General features: G+C 44.0%; 4 protein-coding genes. All 4 read left to right on the top strand.

What is annotated here, in order from left to right:
- Positions 1-50: 50 nt before the first annotated feature.
- The 4 genes from ABR189_RS08150 (at position 51) to ABR189_RS08135 (ending at position 14,146) form a co-directional block, all read left to right on the top strand.
- Positions 51-1,799: a tail fiber domain-containing protein gene (locus tag ABR189_RS08150; RefSeq protein ID WP_354659977.1), complete on the top strand. Its 1,749-nt coding sequence runs from the start codon at positions 51-53 to the stop codon at positions 1,797-1,799.
- Between the two features lie 75 nt (positions 1,800-1,874).
- A complete protein-coding gene (locus ABR189_RS08145; protein ID WP_354659976.1) occupies positions 1,875-9,155 on the top strand; it encodes a baseplate wedge protein in 7,281 nt (2,426 codons plus the stop codon).
- Positions 9,156-9,218: 63 nt separating this feature from the next.
- Positions 9,219-12,380, top strand: a complete 3,162-nt coding sequence (locus ABR189_RS08140) for a hypothetical protein (RefSeq protein WP_354659975.1) — start codon at positions 9,219-9,221, stop codon at positions 12,378-12,380.
- On the top strand, positions 12,380-14,146 hold the full coding sequence (locus ABR189_RS08135) for a contractile injection system tape measure protein (RefSeq protein WP_354659974.1): 1,767 nt from the start codon (positions 12,380-12,382) through the stop codon (positions 14,144-14,146). The genes ABR189_RS08140 and ABR189_RS08135 overlap by 1 nt, the downstream gene beginning before the upstream one ends.
- Positions 14,147-14,156 lie beyond the last annotated feature (10 nt).

Below are 14,156 nucleotides of genomic sequence, written 5' to 3'. Positions count from 1 at the left end.
AAGTGGCAATTATCATAAAAATTCGTGGTTAAAAATAAAAAGATACGCTCATGGCAAGTATTTCACGTGCAGCACTGAAGGCTCAGTTTAAATCAGGTGCTGCTCCTACTCCGCAAGACTATTTCAACCTCGTGGATTCGACCCTTGTAAAAAGGGATGATGCTTTTTTCGGTAAGTGGCAGCCGGGCGTCAGCTATCAGCCAGGAGATGTGGTAATATATGAAAAGGTACTTTATATATGCAAGGCCACCAAGGCTGATTGTCCTTGTACGGAAGATAAACAGGAACAAGAACCGGAACAACCTGAGGCATCAAATATCTCCTTTTGTTCGAAGTTGCCACCAGATCAGGACAAACGCTGGGAGCCCTTAAAAATGGAAGATGATGACTGGGAAATAGTAAAAAAGGACCCACCTGAGAAGGATTACATGTATGCCAAAGTAACCCACCGCATAGGAATGGGAACCAGCACACCAGTGGCCAGGGTACATATACAGGATGAAGAAGCCGGCAGCGATTTTCTCTTTAATGCAGCAGGTGCAACCACCGCTACTTTTACCCTGCAACAGGGCAATGAGGGCAATACAGTTTATTGTACGCAACAACTACTGAAAGACAGTATTTTTGTAACTAATGCTGCCGGATTTCTATTTGAGCAATCCAGGTCTGGCGGTGAACAGGCGGAACAACAAATACAGGAGGGGGAAACTACTATTCCGATGGTATACCTGACCACTCAGGAAGATAAGGTAGCAGTAGGGGTTTCAACAGTAACACCTCAGGCTACAGTTGATATACAGGCCACCAATAGTAATCGTATATTACTACAACCACAACAAAAAACAACCACAGAAACGATATCGGTATATACTACTACTACTACTACTGAAGAAGAAACGGCAACAGCCACCTATCTGGCTACCGCCGCCATAAAAACTGCCGCCGTATTCACTACCAATACAGCCGGTGGGTTTTATTTCCGTAAAGGACCGGATGACCTCGATGGCTATCTCCAACAGGAAACTCCGCAACCCGGAACACCCGAAAGTTCTGGTAGTCTTGTTGCTATACGTACGGATGGTAAAGTAGGGGTGGGTACTGAAAAACCAGTAGCGAATCTTGAGGTAACGGATAATGTTTCCGGCCGGTTTTTATTAAGCCTTCAAAAAGCAAATCCCGCATTTAGTATCATTAACCTGCGCCCTGCACAAAATATTACTTACCTCGCCATGGGGGTGGATAATGATCAAAGTGTTTTTGTTACTAATGCTGACAAGGGTTTTGTGTTTCGCAAAGGCGGGCCACATGGGGGGCGCGAAAATGAGACTAATATCAACCAGGGCAAAGCCTTTTTGTCTGTCCGGCCAGAAGGGAAAGTAGGAATTGGTCCTGAGCTTTCCGGTGATTATGAGCTGGAGCTATATGGGAATGCCCGCATGTTCTCTTTATATCTGTATACGGATCAAAAGAATATTTCCAACTGGAACAGCATGGAAAGTGTACTTCCCAAAGTAAAACTGCTGAATCCGTTAATATTTAACTGGGATAATAGTACCACGAATTGCAATGAGAAAGAATCACATGCAGGTTTCCTGGCACATGAGTTAGCAGAACACTTTCCTGAATTGGTAAAAACACACCAGAAAGAGGATGATGGCGAGCAAACAAAAGCGATTGCATATTCCAATATGGTAGCTGTACTTACCAAGGCAATACAGGAACAGCAGAGCATGATAGAAGAGCTTAAAAAGCGGGTGGAAAAGCTGGAAGGCAAAGGTAGCAGTAATACTAAAAGTTAGTACTATAGGCTTTTTATAGCTCATTTTTAAAGAATGTTTAATATAGATACTTACCCCAAAAGCAGGATTTAAGTAATGGCCGATGCAAAAACCATAGCACCCGATAACAGTGAATTTCCCGCATCACTTACCTTTGAGGCTTTGCGAAAAGCGGGCATGGAGCATATTGCCTCCTTTTCCGGGAAAGTATGGACAGATCACAATATCCATGATCCAGGTATTACTATGCTGGAGGCGCTCTGTTATGTGTTGACCGACTTAGGATACCGTACTTCCCTGCCATTCAGCGACCTCCTGGCAAGAGGCAATAATCCGGATACTCCTGATAACAACTTTTTCACGCCAGCACAGATATTAGGTAATAATCCATTGACATTAATGGATTACCGTAAGCTGCTGATAGATATAAATGGTGTACGTAATGCATGGCTGGAAAAAGCAGAACCGGAAAATCAATTCAAGATACCTTGCGGTGCTGCTGCAGGCACCAGTATGCCGGTGAAATTAAAGGGGCTCTATAAAGTATTGATAGACCCAGATAATGTTTATCCTTCCTCTTTTGTGAAGGACACCTGTGGTACGGCTTATTTTCCAGCTGATGCCATGCTGAAAGAAGTTACTGCAAGGCTGAACCGGCATCGTAACCTTTGTGAAGATATCTTTGATATCACCTTGCTGCGGGATGAACCTATCCGTATTTGTACGCATATCGAAATAAAACAGGATGCTGATCCCGAAACCGTACAAACAGAGATTTTCGGGAGGATACAGGATTTCTTTTCACCTGCTCCCAGGTTTTATACTTTGCAGGAGCTATTAGACAAAGGGAAAACGATAGAAGCGATTTATGAAGGGCGCCCTTTTGATACATTAACTGGAGTAGAGCAGAAAAATGGGTTCCTGGATACAGCAGAACTGGACAGCCTGCAGCAACAGAAAGTGATTCATGTTTCAGATTTATACAGGATCATTATGGATATAACCGGTGTGGCAGGTATCACCCGTTTATCCCTTACCAGTGGTGCTTATTTTCAGAAAACAGCAGATAGCCATACTGTCAAACCTAAATTCACTACGGGAGAAGAATGGCGTTTTGAGCTGCAACCGGATCACCGGCCGGTGCTGGACCTGGATGGCAGTCAGGTGATTTTTTATCGTAATAAACTGCCATTGACCATTGGTAATACACAGGTAAAGGAGCGCTTCCTGCATCGAGTATCAGATTATCATAAGACCCCTAAATTACCTGCAGAGCTGGATATACCCATCCCAACAGGTACACAACCTGATCTGGCCCAATATACTTCTGTTCAGTATGAATTTCCACAGTTGTATGGCATTGGGCAGCATCAGCTACCAGATAAAGTTGCTGCTGCCAGAAAGGCCCAGGTATTACAATTACAGGCCTACCTGTTCTTTTATGATCGCCTTTTGGCTGATTACCTGATGCAATTATCCCGTATCCGGGAGCTGTTTGCACTTTATCCAACTGGAGGGCCCATGTCCAGCACTTATTTTCCTTCATTATTAGATGATATTCCGCAACTGGAAAAGCTGATGCGTTTCCGCCAGCAAACACCAGGGACCTATACGGGTAAAAAGTTACTTTATCCTGTTATTCATAACGGAGAGGATGCTGATGTCCGGGCATATTATGCGGCATTCTCTCAGCGGGAAGGGATTATCCAGTTGTTCATAGCTGCTTGCAGAGACAATCAGATAGTAACCCAGGTATATATCAACGAAGCGGGGTGTTACGAGTTTATGCTTTATACCGATAATAAAGAAATTTGCCTGAAAAGCCTGGATAGCTATGATACCGTTGAAAAGGCGCACAGTGCTGCGCTGGACTGCCTTTTTATGGCAGTGCAGGAGGATTGTTATAACCGCATCAACGAGTGGGAAGAGGAGCAATATAGTTTTGATCTGGTATATAACCTGGCTGGGTATAAGGCCGGACTGGATGCATTAATGGAAACGCCGGAGCAGTACGCCGGGAGAAAAGAACGTCTTCTGAACCATTTGCTGGCACGCTTTTCAGAGGATTTTACAGATTACACACTGACGATGTATGCCCTGAATGGCAAAAAAAATGACCCTGAAAGCAATATTAATAGTAAAGCCACTTTTTTAGCAGCGTATCCTGATATCAGTGCTAACAGGGCGCGGGCATTTGATTACAGTCAACCTGTACCGGCACTTCCAGTTTGTGGATGGCAAAAAAGGGTGGCCCGTTTGATGGGGATCAGCCGGGAGCCAGGTACCGTTCTGAATAATTTTGACCTTATTCCTGTAACGGATGGATGGATATTCCGTTGTTACCTGCCAGGTGGCGTGCGTCTCGAAGACCCGGCAGCGACACCTCCTTATGCAGCTGAAGCGCTTAATACTTATACACCTGTTTTCGAAAGCCGTATCACTTATGCTAGTCAGGAGGCTGCTGCTGATGCTTACCAGCGGTTGCTTGAACTTGCCAAAGATGACGGTTACTACGTTATGCATGACTGTGATGCGGATAATGTATATGGTTTTTCTATACAATCTGCTCCCCAGGAGCAGATCAGCATTGATGCCCGGCATCCGGTAACATATGCCAGCGCAGAAAAACGTAATGACATACAAGCCTGGATCAGGGAATACTTTATGCAGGGAGGGTATTATTTACATGCTGTGAAAGCACAGGAAGGTTATTATTTCTTGTTTGAAGATGAAAAAGGAAAAGTACTGCTAAAAAGCATTACAGATTTTTCCAGTACGATAGCCGCTTATACAGCGGGAATTGATTGTCTGCCTTATTTGCAGGAGGAAGGGCGTTTTAGTGCCGTGCTGCGTGAAGACACCAGAGATTATGTAGTGCAGGTAAGCAGCAGGGAAAAGGTACCGCTGGCGCAATATCCTTTACCCTTTGCCCGTAAAACGGAAGCAGACACGATGATGGCTTGGTTGATAGCTTATTTCGGCAGCAGGAAACTTGTTTACAAGGAAGATAAATTACCCCTTTACAATTGGCAATTATGGCAACATAACACTGTCATCTGGGAAGGGGCTTTCCTTTTTAAATCACCGGATCAATTATCTGCAGCCCGTTATCAGTTGCTACAGTCAGGTGCTCATCAGGATAATTACCGGTTGATGACTACCACATCCGGTAAAGCAGGGTTGGAGATAATTACCCGCTCACCGGCAACAACAGCTGATCCTGCCACGGAATTACTGATAGCCAGACACATACCTTTGTATGATGGAGAAACACCTGCCAGGCAAGCTATCCTGGACTACGCAAATGGGTTTGAAAAATTACTGCAAGTAATCCATGATGCGATTAAAGAAGTGGTGGCCGCGCCTTACATTTTCTTTGATCCAACACCTGCAGAGCCGGATCGTCGCATATTACTGACTACTACCGCCTTGTTTAAAAGTGATCTGGAAAGCTTATCCCAAATTGAGGCCATAGCTTCCGCTATCCGGATTTCTTCCCGGCTGCTTGTGCAACAACAAACGCTGGATGAAAAGGATTGTTTGTATAGTGTGGTGCTTGTAGATGAAAACAATGAAATATTGGCGCAAAGCCCGCTGGTGTATACTGCCGGTGAGGCCGGCCAGATACGGGATACTATTATTGAACTGGTGCAGAGCTGCCGGTTGGGTACAGAAAGAGGACCGCTTACCAAGGGTTATATATTTGAATGGCGTACCGCTATAGGGACACCATTATTCAGGAGCATTCCGGTATGGGACACTTTCGAAACAGTGGCCATCCTGCTCCTGGACTGGCTCCTTTCAGTTACCGAAACGGATTTTAAAGTAAACAATGCTTATGGAGCTACCAACTATAGCTTTACGATCCAGCCCCCTGGAAAGCATGTTTTAGCCAGGCAGGAAACTACCTGCCATTCCAGTGAAGCAGTAATGCTGCTTATAAGACAACTATTACAGGATATTGCCCTGCTGACGCGGGAGTACAGATCAGGTATACTCACCCCACATCATTATTATTTTCAGGTGAAGGATGATCAGGCCCATACTTTACTGGAAGAGGGCAGGCCTTACACGGATAAAACTGCTGTTCAGATTGCTTTTTATCAAACAGTAAGAAGAGGCATGTCAAGGGCCAATTACTTATTGACCCACCCGGAAAAGTGCCTGTACGGGTTTAACTTAACAGATGAAGAAGGCGGCGTATTGGCTGTCCATCCACAGGTATATATTACAGAAGAGGACAGGGATCATGCCTTGCAAGATGTCATTGCATATTTGCAGGTACATGGTACTGCGCTGGATACACAGTTTTTACCCGGAGCATGGGGTGCTAACTGGCAATGGCTGCCTTGTTTGTCTGCTCCGGCCATTGCATTGGAACTATTGGAAGAAAAGGCGGAGGAGCAGGAGGCTCTGGCTGAAATGAATGAAGTAATACATCTTGCAAGACAATCTGCCAATTATGAAGTCGATATTAATCAGCTGCAGCATACCTTATTTGTAAAAGATCCGAAAACCAATAAAAGGGTGGCTGTACATCCACAAAGGTATCAGGAACAAGCTGCAATTGAACGGCTTCAGCAGCGATTGATCTGGTGGGCTAATTACAACCTGTCCGATACGGCTAAAGCTGTTAATACCGGTAAGATAAAGATCACAGGCAATGCCTATATTCCTGAGAAGACGGCAATACCAGTAAGATCTGCTTTCAGGGTATGGAACAGGAATGATACCATCGCTCATTATCTCCATCATTATCCTTCGCCTGAGCAGCGGGAAACTGCATTATTATTGTTATTGAAGAAATACCGAGATCTACCCGCATATACTACCATTGATAAGGGGGCCGGCATTATTATCCAGGAAGGAAATAAGTATCGTTTCTGCATCAGGCAACGAGGGGCAGGAGAATTCCTCTGGCAAAGCATGGAACTATATGATTCTGCAGCAGATGCCCGGAAACAGTTTGAAGAGCAATACCTGCACCTGCTTTACCTGGCGGCACAAACACAATATTATACTTCATATGAACCGGATATTGAATACCTGCAGCTGTCAGATAAAAAAGGGAAGCTGGTAGCCCGGTATAAACTGCCAACGGTAAACAGGGAAGCCTATGATCTTGCCCGCAAGGTGAGACAGGAAGCTGCAAACATGTATCCGGTATTCAAAAAAAATAAGGCTTATGGATTTCGGTTGTATGACCCTCTTTATCAGCAGTATGACTGGGTCAGTGCACAACAATTTGATACTCCCGAAACAGCCTGGACACAATTTGAGTGTTTTCTGCAGTTATTGTCATACGCCGGACATTATTGCCTGGTTGATAAACCTGAAAATTGCAGGTATGAAATTGTGCTATCAAAAGTGTTATTGGATAGTAGTGCCAGTTATCCATGGAACAATCCTTCAGCAGGCGTCTCCCCTGAAAATGAGGATAGCAGCAATGACGGCTGGGAAAAAGTGAACACTTTCCTGGGACTCATTGAAGACGAGGAAAGCGCTTTTTACAACTATAGCGAGCATCAACCTGCCTGCCGATACGCTTTTCGTGTAGTAGACCCTCAAAAATATCAACAGGCCATTCATCCGGCTTTTTATAATACACCTGCACAAAGGGAAATCAACAGATTGCGCCTGCAGTCGGAAGTATTGTGTTTCAAAAAGCTGTATGCCTGGATTGTAAATGAGCTTCAGATCCCTGATGATGTTTTGTTCACTGCACTACCTTGCTTAAGTGGAGTAGAAATAAGCCAGCTTTGGCTTAGTTATCAGCAGTTGAAAGCGGTAAGTTGGGAAATAGTTGCGCCCAGGGCAAAAGCGGTAAGCCAGGTTTATGCCCCTGAGCGGGATCCTTACTATTATTACCAGCTGAAGTATAATAGTAAAGTAGTCTGGGAAAGTGTACATCGCTTTACTACTGAATGCGATTTGACCACATCAGGAGTTTCCTATATTGATCTGCTGGAGCTGGCAAGGGCATGGGATGCTTATGACTATAGTCCGGTACCCGGATGTCCCTGTAAATTTACCCTATCGCTGCGGGATGTAGATGGTAGCATCGTTGCGGTTGCTCCTGAATGGATAGATGAGGCAGATATAGCGTCCGACAGGCATACGCGGATGTTTAATGCTTTGCTTTATCCTGTAACACGTGATGGAGAACTGTTTATGTATAATATTAATGAAGTAACGGCAAAAGAAGTTGGCCAAAAGATAACACTAACCGCTGTAACAATCTGGGAAAGTGCGCAAAGGTACGAGCAGCCTAAAAATGCAATAGATGCATTAGCAGATGTATTCAGGCTTTTACAGCAGATAGATAACTACCAACGGGTAGAAAATAACGCCTGTGGACCATTTGGTATTGAGATCACGCATCCTGATTCTGTATTGGCTACACACCCTGTTACCTATACTACTCATGCAGCGAGAACCGCTGCAATTAAAGAAGTGAAAGCAGCTATAAATGCAGAAGGATTGCATGTGATGGAACACATTTTATTACGTCCACCAGCTATGGCTCCAACGGAGGTACAATGGCAGGTGAAGTTGGATGTGTCAAAAGTGGAAGGTATCATTTCACCCTTCCTTATTATTACAGCTCGTACCTTCTTTAGTGATCAACAAGGTGCTTTCTCTAAAGAAGCATTTCTGCAAGCTATACTACCAGAAGTAAATAGCGATGATAAGAATAAGCGGAATAAAAAAGCAGCTAAGGATAAAGTACCCCCTCTTTGTAAAATGTATCTGGTGGGTAGTAACAAAACAGGTAAACGGGAATATAAACTGACGTTTGTAGATAAAGATCAGGTGGTAGTTGCTGATGCGGTCTTGTATACTATTTTAACTCAGGAAGATAGTGCATTTATGAAAGCATTGAATGATATCATTGCTGGTGCACAGCTAACTGATATAAGTAGCACAATGCTTGAGAATCCGGTTGTGAGCAAAACATTGCACTTCTGTATGGATGAGGCGGATTGTGAACAATGGGAAGTAGCTTCAGCAGAAGAACAGGAAATGGCCATAGATCCTTATTCTTTCAGGATGACAGTGGTTGTGCCGGGCTGGCCTCGCCGCTTCAGATCCCAGAAATTCCGCCAGTTTTTTGAATATACCATGCGAAAGGAAGCCCCAGCGCACCTGTTACTACGCATTGTATGGATAACACCTGCGCAAATGAAGACCTATGAAGCCGCGTTGCGGAGATGGACCAATACGCAATGGGACAGCAGCGGTTGTGATGCTACAGATGCCTGGGCTATGCTGATTACTACTTTGCAGGAGCTTAGGAATGCTTATCCTGTGGTTACGACCTTATACGACCAAAAAGGAAATGAAGCAATAATACTGGATGAAACGCGCATCGAATAAATGAGGTTTGTTAATAATGTTATTACTGATCATCAGTTGTACATATAGTTAAAAAGGTTTACTATGGAATTTACAAGAACACCCAAATATCCCCTTTTTGTTCCAGGACAAATACTCAAGAGTGAACAGTTGAACATGATGCGGGAATACCTGGAAAAAGAAAACAATCAATCCAATGCGTTTCTATTGGGGTGCGGTATTTTCTACGGATTAGTACCTTCCTATGAGGGAAATGTAATTAATATAAGCCCTGGTGCCGGAGTTAGTTCAGATGGATCCCTGTTTGCGTTGGAACAGGGGCAGACGTTTAAGTATTACATTACAGATAACAGGAACCTTAGTGGGATAACCTGCCCTGTATGGAAGCTTTCAGAAGACAGTAAAGATGGAAAAGGAACCCCCGGAATACTTTTACCTGTAAATGATGAAGCTGTTAAAAATAAAATACTGCTACTTTTTATCAATGAATCTAAAGTTGTAAGGGAATCTTGTCTGGAAAGCTATGAAAACAGTGTGGGAGAAAGTACTAAAGAAATGGAGGTATTACTGATTGAAAAATCTTATATAGATCAGGTCAGATCTCATTGGCTTAGTCATGTAGCTCCTCCGGAAGCATTGACAAAGCAACCTTTTATTCACCGGTTTGGCTATCAGGAGGAAGGGAAAAAGATCAGCTTTGATACCTTTACAGATTGGAATGGTGTGAGCACCAACTTTAAGAGCGTTTGTTCCGCAGCATTGGAAATGCTGGCAGCAGCCTATATAGAGGCATATGAAAAGCTGAAATCCCTCTTGCAACCGGAAGAGCAAACGGCACCTTTCAATATGATGAAGGAAACATTGCAGGCACTATTGGAAAAGATTACACAAAGCGGGCCCAATAAAGACGTGTTGTTACCTTATTATTATGATTATCTGAAAGATCTTATCCTCGCTTACAAAGAGTTGCAAAGTACTCCACTATTCCAGCAGATCACCGCGTTCCCTGATACAACGGCTTTTCCGGGATATATTTCACTCGGAGAAACAGATAAGGAGGAGGCAATATACCGTATGGCATTGTATCGCCCTCCAATAACAGATATCAATACCTCCGGAGTGGAAAAAGTGAAAATGCTGCTGGGGCGGTTAAAAATCATATTTGAAAAGGGGATAGCCTTTTTCAATGATTTAAAATTGCCGGAAGCAACAGCTATCACACCATGTGCCACCCGGAGAGAATGGCTGAGTAACAGATGTATTCCGTTCTATTATGCAGGAAAGGAAGAGTTGGTAAAATGCTGGAGCTTTGAGTCTATAAAAGCGAAAACCGAAATTCCAGGACAGCATGATGAGAGAGATCAACAGCTTTGGATGGAAGATATGGATAGGTATAGCTTTTTCCATATCAAAGGCCATGTAGGAACATCTGCTAAAACAATAAGTCCATTAAAGGCCCTTCGAAAAGACAATCATCTGCCTTTCGATATCAAGATAGTGTACCTCGCAGAGGAAGCATCATTCCTGTCATACTACATGAATGATGCGGAATGTTGGTTTGAGAACCTGGCATTACTGGTACAGGATATCGTAAGTAGTATCAGCTGTCATGATCTCTGCAATGGAAAATACATGGAGGTGGTTTTTCAATCAGCTGATCCAGCAGATAAATTTTCACTATTGGTGGCCCTGGAGCGTTTTTTTAAAGATGCACCAGCAGAGGAAACCGCAATAGGGGAATGGATAGCAGAACAATGCAAAATGATTTGCGGGGATAGCACCAATAAAGAAGGTGGCTGCATTGATGGGATTGCTTGTTGTGAGCGGTATACCCGGTCGCTTTATAATATATACCTGAGCTTCAAAAAACAAAAAGAGGCCTACCTGTCACAATTGTTATTCCACCGCTTTGCAGCTTCACATCCCGGACTGGAACATAATGCAGGTGTACCCAAAGGAGGTACATTAGTCCTCGTGGCAGCACCGGGATACCAGGATGGTGGAAAAACAAGCGAAACTTTAAAGCTATTGATGCAAAACAGAGTGGGCGCTAAACAACAGGAATCCGGGTATGATTCGGCTATAGCCATGTTGCGGAATACACTGTTGGCCGAAGCTACTATTGTGGCAGATTTCTGTTTGCCCTATCAGTGCTGCAGTGATGGCCCGATTGTAAATGTAGAGTTCAGGGAAAATCCCCCTATTGCTATTTTCTCTGAAAAAAGCCGGATTCCAATTTTGAAAAAAGAGTCAAAAGAACTAATAGGTTATAAAGTAGTACTTGAAAACCGCTCTTTGTATGCCATTAAATACAAATGGGAACTAATGGATAAGGAGGGAGCTATATTAGCAACCTTGGAAGATCAGGATGTTTCCTTTAAATTATTATTTGAAAAAGGTATTGCATATCAGGTAAGATTAACCGCCAGCAGAGGGGCTTTAAGTGCAACAGATGAACAGGACCTGTTTATCTGTCCGGATCTGGGAGAGGTACTCCTTAACTGGGATGGGCAATCCTCTTTTGATGGGAGCATCACGGACGGAGAGGAGGGAGTCATTAATCTGAATTATGCACCACAGGGAGGGAAGCTGATCCTGAGAGATAAAACAGGGAAAGAAATCAGTACAGCAGACCGGGTAACCTGGGAGGATCAAAGCCTGCTCTTTAATTATAGCAAATTAAAAGAAGGTAACTATGAGCTGAGTTATGGATTTGAAGCATGCGACAACAGTGTGGTATTTCACATCAATCTCCATGCAATAGAGAAAGCACCTCCCAAGACAGTTGAAGAAGCAGGAATGTCTGCTGCAATTTTCAAAAAACGGCAGGACCAGTATAAAGAAGAGCTGGTAAAGCTCAGTGAACGGAAAAATTTGAAAGATACCGAAGCACTTAAGCAGGGAATGGCATGCGTAGGGCCTAAAATTAAGCTGGACGCCAGGTACAAACGCTATGATGCTTTATTACAATTACTGGAAACACCTGATGCCGCGATTACTAAAACCCGCAGACAGCTATTATTACAGTTATTAGCTGTTTGTACAGCGGCTTACCTGGATGCCTTAATAAATGAAAGCCCTGAAAGCATTGTCGCAACAGGCAGTGATGCCTTAATCCGTGCTCATGCATTTGCAGCTGCCGATCCTGAAAATACTATTTCACTTTCTGATAAGTGGGATACTACTGAAATTAAGAGTAGCAGTAACAAAAACATAATCGAAAAGTATAGGAAACTCGCAGGCTGATGTCTCAAACACATGTGATAGGATGTATTAAGCTTGAATTACAGTTGCCGGAAGCAGCCGGGGCATTTTACATCCAGGAAAAAATGGGCAGTATATGCCGGCTGGACTTACCTGCGGCATTGGCCCCATTGTTTGATCAATGGAGTGGGAAGGAAGAATTACTTTGCATCGATCAGCTGGAAATCGACCTGGGTACACATAGCCTGGATACCTTACAACAAGCGTTGCCACTGCTTATAAAGGAATTTCTTGTTAAACATTATCCGGCACTAAAGCAAGGAAAGACATTGCCTTCGGGGATGCACCGTATTCCAGCAGTGCAGGATCATTTTGAGACATGGCTTTATTTCATTGCACATGGCAAATTACCGATTTATAGCAGTATCGGGGATCCCATAACCTGGGAAAGAGCCGTGCTGGAAGTGTTGGCCACACATGCGCAGGCTCCTGAAAGATGCCGGCAGCTCTTTATTGCCAACCCCACATGCCTGGACCGGCTCACCCGGCAATTCGACACTGCTTTTATTGTACATTGGCTGGAAGCCTACCACGGGAATAACTCCGGACCAGCATTGCTGCTGGCACAGCAATTAATGCAATGCTGTTATTATCCCGGTTTTTCAGCTCCCGTAATGTACTTGCCTGCAACAGCTGTTTTTACGCGGTGGTTATATCGCAGGCTGATTAAGTCTATTGTAGTTGAGGGGAAAATTTTTAATCCCGTAATATGGTTGGAAGAGATACTGCTGCATTTTATCCCTGCCAATGCATTACCCTATTTCCTGCATGTGATGCAAATGGTAAATACAGCGATAGCTGGAAAAGAAAGTATACTGGCCGTTGCATTACAGCAACTGATATCCCGTCATCCTTACTTTCCTAAGCAGGTATCGGATAAGCCGGGTGAAGTGCCTGGTAATGAAATTTTCCCTGTGAATACGCAAGGCAGGCCAACCAATAAAAATACACCGGAAGCAACAACTGGAGCTGGCTTTGCCAATGAAGTCATCCTCCATGATACCGCCGGCGATATAGCATCAATAGTGCCACCGCAAAAGCAGGAAGTCCCTCCCGGAGTAATTGCTTCATCAGAAAATCCCCTGGCACCTGTGGAGGAGCCTGCCATATCAGACATGGCTATATCGAAGGAATATCCAATAAGTCAAGATATGGGATCCATAGTAGAGGCTATACAGCAGGATAACGTAACAGTGGCGAGCAACGATATTATTAAGGATAATCAGTTGACCGAAAACACGGCGCTGCCAGACAGCTACATCGGGAACGCAGGCTTAATCATCCTGCATCCGTTTATCCCTACATTATTTGAAGCGTTGGGCCTTATCCATAACCAGGCTTTCTGTGATATTACTGCCAGAGATAAGGCTGTCCAACTACTAGGTTACCTGGCTGGTGGCCAAATAGCATTACCTGAATATGATCTGATATTGCCTAAGTTGCTTTGTGGGATGCTACCGGTACAGGTGACAGATCGTTTCGTAGAACTGACTCCATCTGAGAAAGCGGAAGCAGATCATTTGTTGGCAGCCGTAATTACGCACTGGAGCGTACTAAAGAATACTTCCCCGGATGGCCTGCGGGCTAATTTTCTTTTAAGACAGGGCAAACTTAGCTGGGAGCAAGAAGGGTGGCGGTTGCGGGTGAGCCAGGAAGCATACGATATGCTCTTAAATAGTCTTCCATGGGGAATCAGCCTTTGCCGGTTTTCCTGGATGCCCTGGGTAATAAAAACGGATTGGACATAATAGCATATTA

The sequence above is a fragment of the Chitinophaga sp. H8 genome (assembly GCF_040567655.1).
Classification (GTDB): Bacteria; Bacteroidota; Bacteroidia; order Chitinophagales; family Chitinophagaceae; genus Chitinophaga; species Chitinophaga defluvii.
Note: the sequence above shows the minus strand (reverse complement) of the source record. Positions and strands in the feature narration are given on the sequence as shown.

What these genes read in the sequence shown, in the direction of transcription:
- ABR189_RS08140 (WP_354659975.1), top strand. Translation starts at nt 9,219, where the DNA reads ATGGAATTTACAAGAACACCCAAATATCCCCTTTTTGTTCCAGGACAA.
- ABR189_RS08150 (WP_354659977.1), top strand. Translation starts at nt 51, where the DNA reads ATGGCAAGTATTTCACGTGCAGCACTGAAGGCTCAGTTTAAATCAGGT.
- ABR189_RS08145 (WP_354659976.1), top strand. Translation starts at nt 1,875, where the DNA reads ATGGCCGATGCAAAAACCATAGCACCCGATAACAGTGAATTTCCCGCA.
- ABR189_RS08135 (WP_354659974.1), top strand. Translation starts at nt 12,380, where the DNA reads ATGTCTCAAACACATGTGATAGGATGTATTAAGCTTGAATTACAGTTG.